This is a genomic window from Pseudomonas sp. UBA5666 (assembly GCF_002420785.1).
GTDB lineage: Bacteria > Pseudomonadota > Gammaproteobacteria > Pseudomonadales > Pseudomonadaceae > Aquipseudomonas > Aquipseudomonas fulva.
The window spans coordinates 61386-80559 of sequence record NZ_DIIQ01000024.1; the positions used below are offsets into that span (position 1 = coordinate 61386).

At 60.4% G+C, this 19174-nt stretch carries 13 protein-coding genes; 10 read left to right on the forward strand and 3 right to left on the reverse strand.

What is annotated here, in order from left to right:
- Positions 1–85 precede the first annotated feature (85 nt).
- Positions 86–2059 (forward strand): choline BCCT transporter BetT, encoded by a 1974-nt coding sequence (gene betT, locus B2Y33_RS12300; protein ID WP_288632960.1) that lies wholly within the window; start codon positions 86–88, stop codon positions 2057–2059.
- 6 nt (positions 2060–2065) lie between these two features.
- Here the strand turns inward: betT and B2Y33_RS12305 are convergent, their stop codons facing one another.
- A complete protein-coding gene (locus tag B2Y33_RS12305; RefSeq protein WP_206405829.1) occupies positions 2066–3022 on the reverse strand; it encodes an arsenic resistance protein in 957 nt (318 codons plus the stop codon).
- 147 nt (positions 3023–3169) lie between these two features.
- Here B2Y33_RS12305 and B2Y33_RS12310 point away from each other — a divergent pair, with 147 nt between their 5' ends.
- The 9 genes from B2Y33_RS12310 (at position 3170) to B2Y33_RS12350 (ending at position 16959) form a co-directional block, all read left to right on the forward strand.
- The gene (locus B2Y33_RS12310; RefSeq protein WP_206405828.1) at positions 3170–3715 is read left to right on the forward strand and encodes a fimbrial protein; all 546 of its coding nucleotides are present in this window, start codon (positions 3170–3172) and stop codon (positions 3713–3715) included.
- A gap of 73 nt (positions 3716–3788) precedes the next feature.
- On the forward strand, positions 3789–4544 hold the full coding sequence (locus B2Y33_RS12315; RefSeq protein WP_027915491.1) for a fimbrial biogenesis chaperone: 756 nt from the start codon (positions 3789–3791) through the stop codon (positions 4542–4544).
- A 40-nt stretch (positions 4545–4584) separates the two neighbouring features.
- Complete coding sequence (locus B2Y33_RS12320; protein WP_241194966.1) at positions 4585–7116, forward strand: fimbria/pilus outer membrane usher protein; 2532 nt, start codon at positions 4585–4587, stop codon at positions 7114–7116.
- Entirely contained in the window at positions 7113–8462 is a 1350-nt protein-coding gene (locus tag B2Y33_RS12325; protein WP_042139696.1) for a fimbrial protein, read from the forward strand. Before B2Y33_RS12320 ends, B2Y33_RS12325 begins: the two co-directional genes overlap by 4 nt.
- Entirely contained in the window at positions 8452–9189 is a 738-nt protein-coding gene (locus B2Y33_RS12330; protein ID WP_033695094.1) for a fimbrial biogenesis chaperone, read from the forward strand. Before B2Y33_RS12325 ends, B2Y33_RS12330 begins: the two co-directional genes overlap by 11 nt.
- A 72-nt stretch (positions 9190–9261) precedes the next feature.
- Positions 9262–12084 (forward strand): ATP-binding protein, encoded by a 2823-nt coding sequence (locus B2Y33_RS12335; RefSeq protein ID WP_027915487.1) that lies wholly within the window; start codon positions 9262–9264, stop codon positions 12082–12084.
- A complete protein-coding gene (locus B2Y33_RS12340; protein ID WP_097223527.1) occupies positions 12081–13268 on the forward strand; it encodes an EAL domain-containing response regulator in 1188 nt (395 codons plus the stop codon). Before B2Y33_RS12335 ends, B2Y33_RS12340 begins: the two co-directional genes overlap by 4 nt.
- Before the next feature lie 114 nt (positions 13269–13382).
- On the forward strand, positions 13383–16283 hold the full coding sequence (locus tag B2Y33_RS12345; RefSeq protein WP_027915485.1) for an ATP-binding protein: 2901 nt from the start codon (positions 13383–13385) through the stop codon (positions 16281–16283).
- A gap of 28 nt (positions 16284–16311) precedes the next feature.
- On the forward strand, positions 16312–16959 hold the full coding sequence (locus B2Y33_RS12350; RefSeq protein ID WP_027915484.1) for a response regulator: 648 nt from the start codon (positions 16312–16314) through the stop codon (positions 16957–16959).
- 145 nt (positions 16960–17104) lie between these two features.
- Here the strand turns inward: B2Y33_RS12350 and B2Y33_RS12355 are convergent, their stop codons facing one another.
- Both B2Y33_RS12355 and glyA read right to left on the reverse strand, forming a co-directional pair.
- Entirely contained in the window at positions 17105–17692 is a 588-nt protein-coding gene (locus B2Y33_RS12355; RefSeq protein ID WP_027915483.1) for a hypothetical protein, read from the reverse strand.
- A 135-nt stretch (positions 17693–17827) separates the two neighbouring features.
- On the reverse strand, positions 17828–19081 hold the full coding sequence (gene glyA / locus B2Y33_RS12360; RefSeq protein ID WP_023533265.1) for a serine hydroxymethyltransferase: 1254 nt from the start codon (positions 19079–19081) through the stop codon (positions 17828–17830).
- Positions 19082–19174: the final 93 nt, after the last annotated feature.

The window sequence follows — 19174 nt, forward strand, 5'->3', positions numbered from 1 at the left end:
TTCCATTCATCATGCGCCACGGGCAGTCGTGTTCTGACTGCCCAACCATGGAGCGCAGCGCTGAACGTCAGAAGGAGCAATGCCTATGCCTGAAGAACAACAACGCACGAGTACCATCAACCCGCCTGTCTTTTTCACCAGTGCCGTACTGATCCTGTTATTGGTGCTGTATGCCACTTTGTTTCAAGAGCATGCCCAAGGTGTGTTCGAAGCGGTTCAGCAATGGATCATCACCAATGCCAGCTGGTTCTACATTCTGTCTGTCGCGTTGATATTGATCTGCGTGGTCTTCCTCGCCATCAGTCGATATGGCGATATCAAGCTCGGGCCTGACCATAGCGAGCCGGATTACCGCAACAAGAGCTGGTTCGCCATGCTCTTCTCTGCCGGTATGGGCATCGGCCTGATGTTCTTTGGCGTAGCCGAGCCGGTCATGCATTTCATCAACCCCCCTGTGGGCGACCCCAACACCGTTGCCGCTGCCCGGGAGGCCATGAACATCACGTTCTTCCACTGGGGGCTGCATGCATGGGCCATTTACGCCATGGTGGCGTTGATCCTGGCCTACTTCAGTTTCCGCAACGGCCTGCCGCTGACGCTGCGATCAGCACTGTATCCGCTGATCGGTGAGCGCATCTACGGACCCATCGGCCATGCCGTAGACATCTTCGCCATTCTGGGTACGGTTTTCGGTGTCGCGACATCGCTGGGCTACGGCGTGCTGCAGATCAACAGCGGCCTCAACCAGTTGTTCGACTTGCCGATCAACACGACCGTCCAGGTGATCCTCATTGCCGTGACGTGTACCTTGGCCACGCTCTCGGTAGCGAGCGGGCTCGACAAGGGCGTCCGGATTCTGCCCGAGGTCAATCTTGGCCTTGCCGCCATACTGATGCTGTTCGTGCTCACCGTAGGGCCGACGGTATTTCTGCTGCAAGCGTATGTGCAGAACACTGGCGCGTATCTGTCTGACATCGTCAGCAAGACCTTCAACCTCTTCGCCTACGAACCCACCGACTGGATTGGTGGCTGGACCCTGCTCTACTGGGGCTGGTGGCTTTCCTGGTCGCCCTTTGTCGGGTTGTTCATCGCACGCATCTCGCGTGGCCGGACCATTCGTGAGTTCGTCTGCGGCGTCTTGTTCGTGCCTGCCGGTTTCACCCTGCTGTGGATGACGGTATTCGGCGACTCGGCCATCCATATGATTCTGCATGGGGGTGTCAAGGAACTCGCGGCGGTGGTGGACAAGGACAGTTCACTGGCCCTGTTTGCATTCCTTGAACAATTCCCTTGGTCAACGGCCATTTCCATGGTGGCAGTGCTGATGGTGGTGGTGTTCTTCGTCACCTCCGCCGACTCGGGTGCATTGGTCATCGACATGCTGGCCTCCACCGGCAAGGGGCAATCGCCGTTGTGGCAACGCGTGTTCTGGTCGATCACAACTGGCGCGGTGGCCATTGCCCTGCTGTTGGCCAATGGATTGAAGGCGTTGCAGGCGGCCACTATCGCCAGTGCCTTACCCTTTGCGATCATCCTGCTGGTGGCCATGTGGGGGCTGTTCAAGGCATTAGGCATGGACGCCACGCGCCGCGGCCTGCGCACACAGGCGCTACCTGGCCAGCGTCAGCACCGGCAGAACCACGGTGGATGGCAGCGCCGTCTGCGCAACATCGCCATGATGCCGCGTCGCGCTCACGTCACCCGGTTCATTGGTGAGGTGGTGAAGCCAGCCTGCGAGGAAGTTGCTCAGGAACTGCGCAAGCAGGGCTATGACGTCACTGTCGATGAACGTGAAGACGGCCGCGTTGCACTGGAACTGTCCCATGCCGGCGAAGGCCGTTTCCGGTACGAAGTGCGCCCGCGTGCGTTCAACACCCCGAGCTTCGTGTTGCGCGAAACCGACGACAGCAATGATTCACGCAAGTATTTCCGTGCGGAGGTGTACCTGCGCCAGGGTGGGCAGGACTACGACGTCATGGGCTGGAGCCGTGAAGATGTGATCGGCGACATCCTCGACCAGTACGAGCGCCACCTGCACTACCTGCACGTGGTCAGCTGAAGCCGCCTACGTGCGGGCGATCACTGGAATCGCCCGCACGTACACCAACTCGCAGATCAGCTCGACCAATGTCTGCGTGATCACCGCCGCTGCTGCCAGCGTTCGTATCTGCTCTGGCAAGGCGAGCGCCAACGGCAACACTACCAACGAATTGCGCGTCGAAGCACTGAACATCACGGCGCGCTTTTGTTGTACAGGCAAGCCCATCAACCTTGCCGTCGCCCAGCCAATGACCGGTGCCAAAAGCGCAAAGCCCAGGTACACCGGCACCACCGGCAGCAATTGGTCCAGCCTGTGCAATACCATGCCGATCTGCGAGGCGATCACCACGAACAGCACGAGGGCCATCGCCGGCACGGGCATCCACGCCCAGGCGTCGTTCCAGCGACTGATCCGCTCTGCTTTGGCCACGTGCGCACTGGTCAGCACCGCCAAGGCCAATGGCACGGCGATCATCAGCAAGAACGCCTGCACGAAAGGCCCGACCGTCAGGCTTATCGCATGGTCGTCTTCGATCATGAGCGTCAGGTAAAGCGGCAGAAGCACCAGTTGCAGCAGCAACAGCACGGGTGTTGCGGCCAGCATGAGCCGTGCATCGCCCTTGCCCATGTGCGTGAACACCACCACGTAGTCGATGCAGGGTGCCAGCAGGACCAGCAGGGCGCCGATGAGCAAGGCCGGGTGGCCTGTCAGCCCACGGGTCAACGCCCAAGCCAGGACGGGCACCAGCACAAAATTGGCCAGGAGCAAGGCTGTCATGAACCGCCGATTTGCCAGGCTTGCGCGCAGGTGCAGAAAGGGGATTTGCAGGAACATGGCGTACATCAGCACGGCGATGGCTGGTGTGATCAGTGCTTCCAGAACAGCGCTAGTGATATCGGCTACAAGGCCGAAGGCGATGGCTGCCAGCACGGTGGCGAAATACACGGGTGTCTGCCGGGTTTCGAGTTGGTCTTTGGTCAAGAGCGTACCTGCTTGGAAAAAGGCGCAGCGCTGCTGGGGGATGCGGCAATCGAGCGCGTGTAGCCGTTTTAAGACTCGTCTGAGTTATCCAACAGCGCCAGGGCTGCATTCTATGCGCAGCCCACATAACAACCACAGGACGCTGTAATGAATATTCGCGCTATCGCTTTTGCTGCAGCTGCAACCCTGGCCGTGCCTGGCCTGGCAAACGCGGCCAACACCATCACGTTCAGCGGCGAGGTCACCGACCAGACCTGCTCGGCTGTCGTCGATGGCAACACCGAGCCAACCGTTGTCATGCAAAGCGTGCCAGCCAGTGCGCTGAACGGCAGCATCGGCAAAAATACCGGGGAAACCCAATTCACCCTGCGCCTGACCGGCTGCGCCGCGCCGACCGACGCCAACGAGCAATTCACCACGCTGTTCCAGGCCACCAACCCGACGTCGCTGGGCAACCTGACCAACACCGCCGCCAATGGCGCGACCGGCGTTGCACTGCAGTTGCTCGACGCACCCGGCGGCAGCCCGGTGGACCTGGCAGGTGGTGCGGCCGTCACCGCCGGACAAATCATCCTGAGTTCCGGCCAGACCTCCACAAGCCACGACTATGCCGTGCGTTACGTGTCCGAGGCCGCCACCGTTACGGCAGGCCCTGTCCTTGGCGCCGTTACTTACACCCTGCGTTACGAGTGATTGGCGCACGCCACTTTTTCCGACTGCCGCCATGGGGCTTGTATCCAGAGCGGCAGGCCTTCGAGGTATCTGCATGAGAACTTTGCCAGTGGGCCGGCTCAGGCTGGTCGCCATTGCGCTTGCCTTCGTGCTAGGCATGACGGGCGCCACCCTCGTCCAGGCCAGCGTGGTAGTGACGGGGACGCGGGTCATTTATCCCGGAAATGCGAAGGAAAAAACCCTGCAGCTCACCAACCAGGACCCCTTTGCCAATGTTGTGCAGGCCTGGGTGGACGTCGATGACCCCGCCTCCACACCTGAAACCGCCAAGGCTCCGTTCATGGTCAATCCGGCCGTGTCACGCGTGGCTCCGGGCAGCGGACAATCCCTGAGGCTCATATATACCGGCGCCGCGCTCCCCCAGGACCGGGAGTCGGTGTTCTATCTGAACGTGCTCCAGATCCCCCCGCGCAACGCTGCACAGGCCGACAGAAGCCAGATGCTGCTGATCCTGCGCAATCGCCTGAAGCTGTTCTACCGGCCTGCTGGCATCGCAGGCGCGGTCGAGCAGTTGCCTGAAAAATTACGTTTCAGCCTGGTCGAAAACGGCGCCAGCTGGCAAGTGCTCGTCGATAATCCGACGGGCTTCTATGCCTCGTTCGGGGCTGCGACGATCACTGTCGGCAACAGACAGGTGAAACTCCATGCTGCCATGGTGCCGCCCTACGGCTCGGTGCACTGGACGCCAGAGGCTACCGGAGCGCTCACAGGTACAGCGCCGCAGCTCACGGCGCAGTTGATCAACGACTATGGTGCACGTGTGGGCATCACTCATGCCTTGCAGCGCTAATGTGCGGCGCACCTCGGTCCTGCTGGGCAGCATTGCCTGGATGATGGCCCGGCTGGCCCACGGCGAAGGCGACTACCGTTTCGACGACAGCCTGTTGCTGGGCTCGGGGCTGGCCGGTGGCAGCCTGGAGCGCTTCAATCGGGTGCAGCAGATCGACCCGGGTACTTACCTGGTCGATGTGTACGTGAACACGCACTACGTGAACCGAAGCGACGTGAGTTTTCGACTGCAAGACGATGCTGTCGAACCTTGTTTTTCCGAACGGTTTTTGCATCGACACATGAACGCCCGCAAGCTTGAAACCCCTACCGCCGACGCGGGCCAGTGCCTGGCGCTGAGCACGCGGCTACCAGGGTCAACGTTCCAATATGACTCAGCCCGCTTGCGCCTGGACCTCTCCGTGCCCCAGGCATTGCTCGACATCAAGCCGCGCGGCTACGTCGATCCGCAGGACTGGGACGCAGGCGGTATGATGGGCTTCGTCAACTACGACGCAAGCCTGTACAACTCGCGCTACGAAGCCTCAGCAAGCGAGGCGGCCAATTACGGTTACCTGGGCCTGAACACGGGGGTGAACGTTGGGCTCTGGCGTTTGCGGCATCAGTCCAACTACAGCTACTCAAGCTTCGGCGGCGCCGCGGTCAGCCGCTGGAACAGCATTCGCACCTATGCTCAGCGTGCCATTGCCCCTTGGCAGAGCGAACTGACGGTCGGTGACAGTTTTACCGAGGGCAACCTGTTCGGTAGCATCGGCTTTCGAGGCGTGCGGCTGGCCAGCGACGATCGCATGCTGCCCGACTCTCAGCGTCAATATGCCCCACAAGTGCGCGGCACGGCGGTGAGCAACGCGCGCGTGGTAATCAGCCAGAACGGCCGCAAGGTGCATGAAACCACAGTGGCGGCGGGTCCCTTTGTGATCGACGATCTGTACGGTACGGCCTACAACGGTGACTTGGACGTGCAGGTAATCGAGGCCGACGGCAGCGTCACGCGCTTCACTGTCCCTTATGCGGCGGTGCCCGACTCCATCCGTCCGGGTATCTCTCGCTACAGCGCCACGCTCGGTGAGGTACGCCAGACGGGCGCGAACCAAGGGGCTTTTGCCGAGGCCACTTATCAACGGGGCCTTAGCAATGCACTTTCCGCCAACCTGGGCGCTCGGGTAGCGCAGGATTACCTCGCCGTGCTGGGCGGTGGCGTACTGGCAACGCCCTATGGTGCCTTCGGGGTCAACAGCACGTTTTCCAGTGCCACCGTTGAAAACCAACAGCGCAAGCAAGGCTGGCGCATGGGGCTTAGCTACAGCCGTACCTTCCAGCCAACCAACACCACCCTCAACCTTGCCGGCTATCGATACTCAACCCAAGGGTACCGGGATCTGGCCGATGCGCTAGGTGCGCGGCAGGCCTCCGAGCGCGGTGACAGTTGGGACTCGACCAGTTTCAAGCAGCGTAACCAGCTGACCTTGCTGGTCAACCAGGGGCTGGGGGGGTACGGAAACCTGTACCTGTCTGGCTCGAGCAGCGACTATTACGACGGCAAAAGCCGTGATACGCAGGTGCAGTTCGGTTATTCCAACACCTGGCGGCAGCTCAATTACAGCCTGGCCTATTCACGCCAGCGCACGACGTGGTACCGGGACACGGTAACCAGTGCCGTGCCCGATTTCGCAAACCCGGCAGACCAGCGCGACACCAGCAGTCGTACCAACACCCTGACGCTGACGTTCTCCATGCCCCTGGGCAACTCGACCCGGGCACCGAGCATCAGCTCGATGCTGACGCAGCGCTCAGGTGATACCCGGGGCAGCAGTCTCCAGACGGGGATCAACGGCACCCTGGGCGCCCAACGCGACATGAGCTACGCAATCGCAGCCAGTCGTGACAGCGCCGGACGCGGGACGAACTGGACTGGCAATCTCCAGGCACAGAGCGCCGTTGCCACCTTCAACGGTGGCTACTCGCAAAGCGCCGATTACCGGCAAATCAATGGCGGCATTCGCGGTGCAGCTGTCTTGCATGAAGGCGGTCTGACCTTGGGGCCTTATGTGGGCGACACCTTCGCGCTGGTGCGGGCCAAAGGCGCAGGTGGCGCGACCATCCGGGGCGGGCAGGGGGCTCGTGTGAACGCTGATGGCTATGCGCTGGTGCCTTCGTTGTCGCCCTACCGGTACAACCCGGTAGGGCTCGACCCCAGCGGCATGGGTGATCAGGCCGAGCTGATCGAAACGGAGCGAAAGGTCGCGCCCTACGCCGGTGCTGCGGTGGTGGTGGATTTCAAGACGTTGATCGGCCATGCCTTGTTGATCCAGGCCAGCTTGCCGGGCGGCGGGGCTATCGCGCTGGGCGCCGATGTGCTGGATGAGCAGGGCACCATCATTGGCATGGTGGGGCAGGGAGGACAGGTGTATGCACGCGCCGAGGCTGATAGCGGGCACCTGCAGGTTCGCTGGGGCGCAGGCCCTGACCAGGCATGCCTGTTGCCCTTCGACGTCAACAGCAGCAACGCCCATGACAGCCAGGGCTTCATTCATCTGAAAAGTATATGCACGCCTAACGAGGAACCCACATGACGCTCAGGGCCTGGCTATTGGCAGCCTTCATGTTCGTAACCGTTCAGCACGCCTGGGCGACCTGCTATAAAGTGACCTCTGTGGGGGGCGCCACTACCACGGCCAACACTGCTATCAGGCCTGGTGAGGGAACTGCCGGCAGCTGGGCCGGGGCGTGCGATACCTGCAATGGATCATTGGGCTTACCGAGTGTGATCAACGTCAGTGATCCAAGCTTTCAACCCTATGGCACGTTGATTGCGAGTTCCGTAGTGCCCTTCACGCAGTATGGTGTGACCGCTGGCTACAATCCGGAGTACGTATTTTTTCGCTGCGCGGGGCAAGATGCGGTTTACGAAATGTGGTCCACCAATGGCGATGACCTCTATAGCGGTTGGTACCAAGGGGGCGACAGCGTCGGTCAAAGTATTGGTTTGCAAGACGCCTACAGGACAGCCTGGCCGAATGTGCTGTTGAAGCTATTTCATCTCGAAAGCGGCGAGCCTTTTACCCACATTTGGCGCGAGCGCAGGCTCACTGGCCTGGACATCGATTCTCGCGGCTTCCAGTTGGTCAAGGCCAAGAACCTCAGTGCCGTACGCGCGGAGCTATACAGTGCACCGAAAGACCCCAGTTACAACTACTACAGCGAAACCGTCCCATCGCAGCTCTACGCCTACGCACAGGCGGCGGCCTATATCGCCATCAAGGGGCCAGGGCTGGCCTATCCAACAGTGGGTCAAACGCACTATGGAAACTGGAGTGGCTGGTACGGAAACTGGCCGGGAGCGTTGGGCTTGTACAACAAGGTCACGCTCAAGCGTTACCCCACCTGCAGCGTCACCAGTGTTACTCCCTATGTGGTGTTTCCCTCGATCAGCGTGAGCGAGATCAACGCGGGCGGGCGCCGCGAAATGCCTTTTCAGATCAACTTTCGCTGCCAGAGCAACATCGTCAACAGCACCAGCGCCAACGGCACGGCCATTGGCATCAAGGTTTCATCCGGTGCCCTGGCTGCGTCGTCTTCCCTGGGTTTGGTCAATGCCCAGGGCGGCCTTACCTACCTGCTGGCGGACCGTTATGGCCAGGCAGGTGTGGCGCAGGGAGTAGGCATACAGTTGCTGCGCGACGGTGCGCCCATCAATTTGCTGGCCAATGAGGATTCTGCCAATGGCAGCGGCGCGGCTGGCCGGGGTTGGTACCCGGTGATCAGCAGCGCTGCCAACCTGACCGGTACCGTCAATGGCATCGGTCAGTACACCGAGACATTCCGAGCGCGTCTGGAGAAACTCTCCACCGGCACCATGCCTACCGTAAGGCCCGGCCGGGTCGAGGCCACAGCGCAGGTGGTGATACGTGTTCAATAGCTGCGGGCAGCGTCTGCTGCTGCTGGTCGCCGTGCTGATCAGCACCCCCGCCAACGCTGGGGTCACTGCCGAGCGCACGAGGGTCATCGTGCATGAGGGCCAGCGCGAAACCTCACTGGCGCTGGTCAATCAAAACGCCTATCCGGTCGTGGTCCAGACCTGGATCGACAATGGGGATCTGGCTGTTACCCCGGACACGGCAAGCGCACCGATCATGCCGCTTCCTCCGATGTTCAGGCTTGAACCCCAACAGCAGCGAAGCGTGCGCCTCGTGACGACCGGGCAGGTGCTTGCCCAGGACCGAGAGTCGCTGTACTGGCTTAATGTGTACGAGATTCCACCTCGGCCAAGCGAGGTGCTGGAGGAGGGCGCGACGCGCCTGACGATCACCCTGCGCACTCAGCTGAAAGTCATCTACCGGCCCAAGGGTTTGTCAAACAAGGCCGAGCTAGCGCCTTCGCACCTGGTTGTCAGGGTCCAGGGTCGCCGTGTGCAGTTGCGTAATCCGACGCCGTTCTACATCTCCCTCTCCCACGCACAGATCGGCGAAGGCGAGCGTTCGATCATTCTGGATGCGCCCATGCTGGCACCGTTCAGTACGCAGCATCAGACGGCACCGGCCACCGCGCCGAGCGACGCGACGTTTCGCTTTTCATGGCTGGATGATGAGGGTAATGCGCAGCGCGGTGAGCGGCCCATCACGCACGCGGTGTCCATCAGCCCGTAAGGCCACATACCGTCTCGCCAGATTGAGATTCGTCCTATTCAGGTCTGTCGGTGCCGCCCCTAGGCTGGCTGGATGAAGCTAGCCAACCTGTTACCTGCCGCCCAGTGGAACCTGTCGACGCCTATTGCAGCGCGTAATCTCTTACGCCTGTTTGCGATCACCCTCGTAGCGGGTGTCTATGTCGGCGCCTACGGTTACATGCGCATGACCCTGAACGAGGAGATTTCGTCCCGGCGCAGGTACATGAACGAGGCCATCTTCAACGCTCAGGATTTCTTTGTCAGCCGTCAGACCCTGCTCAGATCGCTGGGGCTCTCGACGGTCAAGCACGCCGCTGCTGCGGGCGATAGCGAGACCTACATTCCAGGCGAGGAAGTCCACATTTTCCTCCGTCAGCCCGGGGGTACCTGGAGCTTGTGGCTGACGCCACGCATGCTGGATTTTCTACGCGCCAAGCAGACCAACCTGGTCTACGTGCCGCACGCCCTGGATGCCTCGGTGCAGTGGCTCTACAGCCGGCCTGAGGTTCCACCCCTGGTCCCCAACGCCGTGCTGCAACGTCTGCGTGGATCGACCGGCGAACCTGGGGACGAGCAAATCTGGCTGGCAGACCCTGGAGACGATAAACCGCCTTCGCTCTACATTTTCACTGCCATGGATGAGCGCGACCGCGCTTCAGGTTGGCTGGGGCTCGAAGTCGAGGGCCCGCAGTTGGTCGCAGCGTTGCGCCATGAGCAGGCGGGTGACTTCCAGCTGGTCGACAGCGCAAGCCAGATCATCGCCAGCAAGGACCGCGAGCAGCAATTGACTTCCCAGCGCCATACGGCAACGCGCGTGGATGATGGTTTCGGTTGGGAGGGCGGCTATTGGCTCCCGGACCGCCTGACCATTCGCAAACAGCTCGACCATTCGGACTGGCAGATCATCTACAGCGCACCCTTGGCCTCTATCATTCCGGCGCTGATTCTGCCGTTCGGGCTGGCAGTGCTGATCAGCGTTGCCGTCACACTGTTGATGCTGTGGCTGGTCCGCCGGGTCGACGTGCGACTCATCCGCCCGGCAGCTGCTCGAATCGAGGCATTGGTCGAGAGCGAAGCGTTCAGCAGTGCCGTCATCCGCACCGCCCCGGTTGCGCTGTGCGTGTTGCGCCGCAGTGACGGTGCAGTGGTGCTGGCCAATCGGCTGAGCGAGCAGTGGCTTGTAATGGGTGATGAGCGAACCCGAGTCTGTCAGGACTGGATTACCCGTGCGTTCGGCAAGCCTGCGCAGACCAGTTGCACACAAGAGCTGCAAATGGCCGATGGCCGTCACCTGTGTCTGAGTTACGCACCTACCCGCTATCGACGTGAAGATGTTCTGATCTGCGCCTTCAGCGACATCACCGAACGAAAAACCGCCGAGCTGTCGCTGCAACAGGCCAGGGCACTGGCCGATGCTGCCAATGAAGCAAAAACGCTGTTTCTCGCCACCATGAGCCATGAAATCCGCACGCCGCTCTACGGCATGCTGGCAACGCTGGAACTGCTTTCACGCACCCACCTCGATAGCCAGCAAAGGGGGTACCTCAATGCCATCGAAGGTTCATCGGCTACCTTGCTGCAACTGATCTGCGATGTGCTGGATGTGTCCAAGATCGAGGCTGGTCAGCTGGCGCTGGAGGTCAGTGCGTTCTCACCCGTCGAGCTGACCCAGGACGTCATGCAAGGCTATATGGGGGCCGCACACACCAAAGGGTTGCAGTTGCTGAGTTGCATGGATCCGCAGCTTCCTGAACAGGTAGTGGGTGACACGACGCGTACGCGCCAGATCCTTGGCAATCTGCTTAGCAACGCGGTCAAGTTCACTCGCAGTGGCCGAATCATGGTCAGGCTTCACCTGGTTGGGGTCGAAGGTGATCGCATGATGCTGCGCTGGCAGGTAGTGGACACGGGGCAGGGCATCCCTGAGCAAGACCAGCAACACTTGTTCGAACCGTTCTTCCAGAGCGGTCCCAGTACCAACACGGTGGCAGGGACCGGCCTTGGCCTGTCCATTTGCAAGCGGCTGGTCGAGTTGATGAACGGGTCGATTCGTGTGTTCAGCGAGCCGGGTCTGGGCAGCAGCTTCTCGTTCACGCTGCCACTGGGGCAATTGGCGCTCGATGAGGACCAGAGCTGGGCCCAGCCTTTGCTCAACCAGGGCGTCATGGTTTATTCACCTGTGCCCGAACTGGCCGATCATGCCGCTGGCTGGCTACGTCGCTGGGGCGCCCGGGCGCAAGTGATTGCCGTGCCGGACGTCCGTCATGAACCGGGCATCGTGCTGGTCGAGTTATGTCCAGGGCCTGCCAGCTCGGCTGTCATCAGGCAATGGCCTGGCCCATTGGTACTGGCCTGCGCCGATGAGCACGCGCTTTCGCGTCCTTCGGCTCAATACTGGCAGGTGGGGCTGAACAATCTTCAGTGCCTTAACCAGGCGGTGAGCCAGGCCCAGGGCATCGAGGCACGACACAGCGCAACGGCCCGTCAGGCAATGATCGAAACCAAACTGTGCATTCATGTGCTGGTGGCGGAGGACAATGTCATCAACCAGTTGATACTGCGGGATCAACTGGAGAAGCTCGGCTGCACGGTCACCCTTGCCAACGATGGCGAGCAAGCGCTGGCCCTGTGTCAGAAGGAGGTCTTCGACCTGGTACTGACCGATGTGAACATGCCCAGACTCAACGGGTATCAGTTGGCGCAGAACTTGCGCCAACAGGGCCATGCCCTACCCATCATCGGCGCAACTGCCAACGCCATGCTCGATGAGGCAGAGCGTTGCCTGGGCGCCGGAATGGATCAGTTTCTGGTCAAGCCCTTCACTCTGCACGCGCTCTATCAGTGCCTGCTGCCGTATCGCAAGGGCTCGGCCTGATGATCCACCGCGTCTTGATCGTCGAGGATCATCCCTTTCAACACCAGTACCTGGCTCAGCTGTTCCGGTCCGTCGGTGGGTTCGACGTCGAGCTGCAAGCCGATGCCAACCTGGCGATCGAGCAGTTGCGCAATCAAGCCTTCCACCTTGTCGTCACTGACCTGATGATGCCGCAACTGGATGGGGTACAGTTCATCCAGAGAATGAGCCTGCTACCGTCGCCTCCGGCGCTGGGGCTGATGACCGCTGCCTCTGCGCGCGTGCTCGCAGGCGTTGGCAAGGTCGCCGAAAACCTCGGTATCCGCCTGGCCGGCATGATCAGCAAGCCCGTGCAGGGTCATCATGTCGCTGCACTGCGTCGCTACATGGATAGCACCTGCGATCAAGGCCATCTGCAACCTCGATCCTGTTCCGGTGGCCATTCGGTCAGTGCGCTTACCCGTGCACTGCAGGCGGGCGAGATCCAGGCGTGGTTTCAACCCAAGAAATCCATGCTCGACGGCAGGATCGTCGGTGCCGAGGCCCTGGCCAGGTGGCTGCATCCGGTCGAAGGTCTTTTGTTGCCGCGGGCATTTCTGGCCGATTTGGAATCTGCAAGGCTCGATTTGCCGTTGCTGTACAACATGCTTGAGCAAACGCTCACCGCTCAATCACGCTGGGCCGCAGCAGGATACAGGCTGCCGGTCTCGATCAATCTGCCTACACACCTGCTGGACCGTCCTGATCTGGTCGACACGTTGTACCGAACGGTCCGAGAGCGAGGTGCCGACCCCAGGACCATCACCTTCGAGCTGACCGAAACGTCGACCACCCGACGGTCCAGTGATTACTTTGCAGGGACGTGCCGGCTGCGCATGATGGGCTTCGGCCTGGCCCAGGATGATTTCGGCAAGGGGTACAGTTCCTATTCCAACCTGGTATCCACGCCCTTCACCGAAATGAAGATTGATCGCTCTCTGGTCAGTGGTTGTGCGAGCAATCCTGACATGGCCATCGCTTTGGCCAGTGCCGTCCACCTCGGCCGCGCACTGGGGCTTGTGACAGTAGCAGAAGGCGTTGAAACGCGTGATGAGCTGGAAGTTGTCCGCAAGGCTCAGTGTCATCAGGTGCAGGGGTTCATCATCTCCCCGGCTGTGGATCGAGACGGCATGCTCCCATTGCTCAACGGACAGCTCTCCGAGTGAGGGGTGAGTTGGCGAAGAAACGTTTCAGCATCTGCAATGTGCCGTCATATGGCATGAATTTTGTGTCTGTTTGAGCACTCTCATCTTCATAACGTGATGTCGACGATCAACACCATGAAAAATGCCAGCCTGCGCATGGATAAACTTGCGCGCAGCTCTCAGCGCCTGAACAAAGCCATCTTGCTGCTCAGCGGGCTCATGCTGCTGTTGTCCAGTACCTGTTATTGGGCAGTATCGCGCCTTCTGGAATCGGAACAGCAGCGGTTGGAGCTCCATTTTGCCCGGGTGATCGAAATCATCCATGAGCATGAGATCTTCTTGCGCAATCTCGCCAACAGCATGCCAGCCGGTCGCGCGCTTCCTGCGCCGGTGGAGCAGGGCGTCATGATGCTCGATTCGACGAGCGTCGATGGCAAGACACTGGTCAAGGCAAAAGGATTCGAACTCTCCTTACCCTTCACCCTGGCCTACACCGGCGACTTTCGGGCTCAGGAGATACGCGGCGCCTTGGGGTTGGGGTTGCGTCTGACCGACTACTACGGGGGGTTCTGGGCCCGCTCGTTCTACGCATCGCCTCAGCTGTTCGTGCTCGAACGGGGAACCGGCGCGAGCATTGCCGTCCCCGCGGCTGGCGACCAACGTCAGCATCAGCCGCTGTTGCCTCACCATTATGTGACCGTGGTTGATCGCTTGGTGCACTTACTGGCTCAACCCGACCTGCTACCCGATCAGCATGTCCACTGGGTGCGAGCGCCAGCACGCCTTTACAATGACAACCTGCGCATGGTGGCGCTTCTGAAGTTGGGGGCTGAGCACACCCTCAAGCCGAGTACGACGGGCGACCGGACAATGGTCTTGGCTGCCGTAATGGATACGGAGCAGATCGACGAATTCGAGCGTGTGCTCAGGTTATCGGTCTACAACCAGTTCACCCTGATTTCCCCGGATGGCAAGGTCTTGATGGGAGAGCGCAGCAAGGGTGATCTGGCGCCGCTTGGCCTGAGCTTCAACCGTAGCGGCTTGCGTTTCAAGATGATGTCTTCGTCGGGAGACGCGTGGACTGGGCTGTATGCCATCAGTTACGGGGACTTTCTGCGCTACGCCAAATGGCCGCTGCTTGGCCTGGCGTTGACAATCATCGCTGCGATCCTGCTAGGGCTCTGGGTCAATCACTGGTACAAGTCGCGCATTGTTCGGCCCGCCCAACGAGCACAAGTCCGGCTTGCAGAAAGCGAGGCCTTCAGCCGCATCATCCTTCACAACGTGCCGGTCGGGCTGTGCGTCGTGAGGCGACATGATCACAGGGTGTTGTTGGAAAACGAATGCGCGGTACACCTAGGCGTTACCGCAGCGGTGCTGCAACTGCTGCGTGATAACCACGGTGACCAGGCGCCGGGCGAACTGTGCCTGCTGGTGGATGGGCGTTACGTCCAGGTGGTGGCGGTCGCTACCCGTTATGACGGAGAAGACGTGTTTCTATGCGGCTGCAACGACATCACCCGCCACGTTGGCGAGCAATTGCAGCTCAACCAGGCTCACCAGCGTGCAACGGCGGCCAATGAAGCCAAAACCGTTTTCCTGGCCACCATGAGCCATGAGATAAGAACCCCGCTCTACGGTGTGCTGGGCAACCTTGAGCTGCTGTCGCTGACCGAACTCAGCGAACGCCAGAGGCATTACCTGCAGATCATCGAAACCTCGTCGACAGTCCTGTTCCAGCTGATCAGTAATGTTCTGGATGTGACCAAGATCGAGTCTGGGCAGATGGCCTTCGAGCATGCCGCATTCGATCCGCGTCAGCTGGTCGACGATGCGCATGCCAGTTTCGAGGCCACAGCGCAAAGTAAAGGGCTGCAACTTGAGGCTGAAATCGACGCACAAGTGCCTGCACGGGTGGAAGGAGATGCCGGGCGAATCAGGCAGATCCTGCACAACTTGCTGGGCAACGCGATCAAGTTCACCCCCTCCGGACGCGTACGTCTGCGCCTGATCGTTCAAGAGCGAAGCGACCAGGATGTGTTGTTGCAATGGCAAGTGACGGACACCGGAAAAGGTATCCCTGAAAAAGCCCTGGAGCATCTGTTCAAACCGTTCTATCAGGTGTCCGCAGGGCAGGAAGGTGGGGGTGCAGGGCTCGGGCTTTCCATCTGTTCACGCTTGAGTGAGTCGATGGGCGGTACCATGCGCGTGGTCAGTGAGCCCGGTCTGGGGAGCAGCTTTTCCCTGTTCATACGCTTGCCAATCGTGGCCTCCTCGCCGGTCTTGGTGCCTGTGCCGAAAGAGGGTTCGCAGGCGCCGTCTGCGCCGTTGAAATTGAGCGTGTTGGTGGCAGAGGATAACCCAGTCAGCCAGGCGGTCATGCGTGAGCAGCTCGAAGCCATCGGGGCTTACCCAACCGTCGCGGCTGACGGCCACCAGGCACTTCAGCTTTGGCAATCCAAGCGTTTCGACATGGTCATCACCGACATCAACATGCCCAGGATGAACGGCTACGAGCTGACCCGCGCGCTGCGAGAGGCAGGTGTCGAAGCACCTATCATCGGCATCACCGCCAATGCACTGCGCGAAGAAGGTGAGCGCTGCCTGCAAGCGGGTATGACCGCGTGGATAGTCAAGCCTCTGAGCCTTGGTACCCTTCGGCAGGTACTGATGAACCACTGCCCTGGAACGATTGACACTCACGTTGCACCCGACCCGGGCAGGGATGATTTTTCAGGCTGGATTCAACTGTCCCAGCCCATGCGCCAATTGCTTGCCCAGACGTTGGCCAGCGATATCGAGCAGTTGGAGAAGGGGGTGATCGAGCACGATGCGGTTCTGGTCGAACAACGGTTGCACAGCTTGAGCGGTGCACTGGCCAGCATCAATGCCACGGCGTTGTACGGCGCATGTCAACGGCTGGAAAACATGTTTCAGGAGCTGCCGCTCGACGCACGCCTGGGCGGGCAAGTCCGTGCTCTGTGCAGGCGGCTTGCCAAGGTCGCGCAGCGCTTGTCAGACGAGATTCCCGGATGAGCCTTGTCCCCTAATGGAGTAATTCTGCATGCCTCATCACAAGGTTGTCATCGCTGACGATCATCCCATCGTCCTGCTGGGGGTGCGTGAAGTCGTTCAACGCATCGGGCGCTATAAAGTCGTCGGTCAAGCCACCAACTCATCGGAATTGATCGATCAACTGCGCCTGCACAACCCCCGCACCCTGATCACCGACTTCAATATGCCGGGGGATTGTACCTACGGAGATGGCTTCAAGCTCATCGAGTACATTCTGCGTCACTTCCCGGACACCCAGGTCCTCATTCTGACCATGATTTCCAATGGGTTGATTCTTTCCCGGCTTCAGGAACTGGGTGTGGCAGGGGTCATTCAAAAAAACCACCTGCATGATGAAATCGAAAAAGCGCTGAGTGCCATCCGCAAGCGGCGTCGGTACCGAAGCCCGTTGCCGCCACCTACATCCGTGGTACGCGAAGCAGTGAAGGTCGAGGCCCGCTTCAATCAGCTGTCCCCCAGGGAGCTCGAAGTCGTCCGGCTCTTTGTCACTGGCATGACCGTAGGTGATATCGCGCGGCAACTGTCGCGCAGCAACAAGACAGTCAGCGCCCAGAAGGTGTCGGCGATGCGCAAGCTCAACGTCGACAGTGACCAGGACTTGCTGACTTACTGTATCGAATCCAGGCAGTTTCAGTAACGAGGTTCTGTGCCTGGCGAGGCGTTGCCCAGCCGGTGCGTGGCCCTGATGACACGCGTACAGACGATTGGACCCGCAGCGCAAAAAGCCCAGCTACTCGCTGGGCAATCTATCGGTCTTCAGCCGACGATCATCATTCAAAGCGCTACGCTGGCTTGAGCCAATCTACATTCCGCTCCTGAATGACCAATTTGAGCGAGCGGCCAACTGCATTGGCGTGACATACCGAATAGTCGCCAACAGGGTAGAGCGCATGACGTCCCCACGGCCCTGCCTTGCTTTCCAGTTTGATATCGACCTGGTCACCTTCGCTGGTTGTCAGATCAAACGCGTTACCGCTCGACGCCTCGGTGATTTTCCAAGCGGTAGGGTCTTGCTGCTCGATGCGCTTCACTTCCACCAGACCATGCGTTGTCGCGAAAATCCCCTTACGAAGATGTGCTCCGCTGCGAACGTAGAGGCGGTAGCCGTCCTCACTGTGCCGGAAATACAGCAACAGGGGTAGGACAGCAGAGGATTTCTCGAAAGTGACCAGCCCCAGTTCTTGACCGTGGTGCCAATCGTCTTCGGAACAATTCAGTGCACCCAGCGTAGCGGCGCCGTCCACGGCATATCCGGGCGTGGTCAGGGGGCTTGCCAGTACCACATTGTCGTTCGTCATGCTGTCGAAGGTGTTCAACGGGCAATCAGCTGCATGCAGTGTCGCGAGAAAAGAGTGCGCTTTGTGATTCATCGTATACCTCCAGTGTTCATGAATGCACTCAGGAGGCTATGCCGACACGCGCGAGGGGACTAACCGGAACGGGTTCCAGACGCAGGATGCAAAAAGCCCGGCACTTGGCCGGGCTTTCCAGTGGGCGATCAGCGATCAGTTGCCGTAGACCGGCAGCTTCTTGCAGATGGCTTTGACCTTCTCGCGCACGGCGTCGATCACCGCTTCGTTGTTCAGGTCGGCAAGGATGTCGCAGATCCAGCCAGCCAGCTCACGGCACTCGGCTTCCTTGAAACCGCGGGTGGTCACGGCCGGGGTGCCGAAACGCAGGCCCGAGGTGACGAACGGAGAGCGCGGGTCGTTAGGAACCGAGTTCTTGTTGACGGTGATGAACGCCTTGCCCAGCGCCGCGTCAGCGTCTTTGCCCGAGATGTCCTGCTTGATCAGCGACAGCAGGAACAGGTGGTTTTCGGTGCCACCGGAAACCACGTCGAAACCGCGCTCGATGAAGACGCTGGCCATGGCCTGGGCGTTTTTCACCACTTGCTGCTGGTAAGCCTTGAACTCCGGCTGCAGGGCTTCCTTGAAGCAGATGGCCTTGGCCGCGATCACGTGCTCCAGTGGGCCGCCCTGGGCGCCTGGGAATACAGCGGAATTGAGCTTCTTCTCGATCTCTTCGTTCTTGCGAGCCAGGATCAGGCCGCCGCGCGGACCGCGCAGGGTCTTGTGCGTGGTGGTGGTGACGACGTCGGCGAAAGGAACCGGGTTAGGGTAGACACCGGCGGCGACCAGGCCAGCCACGTGCGCCATGTCGACGAACAGGTAGGCACCCACCTTGTCGGCGATGGCGCGGAAGCGGGCGAAGTCCAGCACCTGCGAGTAGGCCGAGAAACCGGCGACGATCATTTTCGGCTTGTGCTCGACCGCCAGGCGCTCGACTTCGTCGTAATCGATCAGGCCGTTGCCATCGATGCCGTACTGCACGGCGTTGTACAGCTTGCCCGACGAGCTGACGGAGGCACCGTGGGTCAGGTGACCACCATGGGCCAGGCTCATGCCCAGAATGGTGTCACCGGCCGACAGCAGGGCCAGGTAGACAGCGGCGTTGGCCTGGGAGCCGGCGTGCGGCTGGACGTTGGCGTAGTCGGCACCGAACAGTTGCTTGGCGCGGTCGATGGCCAGCTGCTCGACGACGTCGACGTATTCGCAGCCACCATAGTAGCGCTTGCCTGGATAGCCTTCGGCGTACTTGTTGGTCAGTACCGAACCCTGGGCTTCCATGACGGCCGGGCTGGTGTAGTTTTCCGAGGCGATCAGCTCGATATGCTCTTCCTGGCGCAGAGCTTCTTGCTGCATGGCTTCGAAGAGCTCGGCGTCGTACTTGGCAATGGTCAAATCACGGCTGAACATGGCGGTCCTCAAGGATCGGGGGTGAAGTGGGTGGGCATTCTACCCCATTGATCCGCCGCTGGCATATGAAGTGGCATCAAGTCGCGGACCAGT

What these genes read in the sequence shown, in the direction of transcription:
- B2Y33_RS12350 (WP_027915484.1), top strand. Translation starts at nt 16,312, where the DNA reads ATGCCTCATCACAAGGTTGTCATCGCTGACGATCATCCCATCGTCCTG.
- betT (WP_288632960.1), top strand. Translation starts at nt 86, where the DNA reads ATGCCTGAAGAACAACAACGCACGAGTACCATCAACCCGCCTGTCTTT.
- B2Y33_RS12355 (WP_027915483.1), bottom strand. Translation starts at nt 17,692, where the DNA reads ATGAATCACAAAGCGCACTCTTTTCTCGCGACACTGCATGCAGCTGAT.
- B2Y33_RS12345 (WP_027915485.1), top strand. Translation starts at nt 13,383, where the DNA reads ATGAAAAATGCCAGCCTGCGCATGGATAAACTTGCGCGCAGCTCTCAG.
- B2Y33_RS12325 (WP_042139696.1), top strand. Translation starts at nt 7,113, where the DNA reads ATGACGCTCAGGGCCTGGCTATTGGCAGCCTTCATGTTCGTAACCGTT.
- B2Y33_RS12320 (WP_241194966.1), top strand. Translation starts at nt 4,585, where the DNA reads ATGATGGCCCGGCTGGCCCACGGCGAAGGCGACTACCGTTTCGACGAC.
- glyA (WP_023533265.1), bottom strand. Translation starts at nt 19,081, where the DNA reads ATGTTCAGCCGTGATTTGACCATTGCCAAGTACGACGCCGAGCTCTTC.
- B2Y33_RS12310 (WP_206405828.1), top strand. Translation starts at nt 3,170, where the DNA reads ATGAATATTCGCGCTATCGCTTTTGCTGCAGCTGCAACCCTGGCCGTG.
- B2Y33_RS12335 (WP_027915487.1), top strand. Translation starts at nt 9,262, where the DNA reads ATGAAGCTAGCCAACCTGTTACCTGCCGCCCAGTGGAACCTGTCGACG.
- B2Y33_RS12315 (WP_027915491.1), top strand. Translation starts at nt 3,789, where the DNA reads ATGAGAACTTTGCCAGTGGGCCGGCTCAGGCTGGTCGCCATTGCGCTT.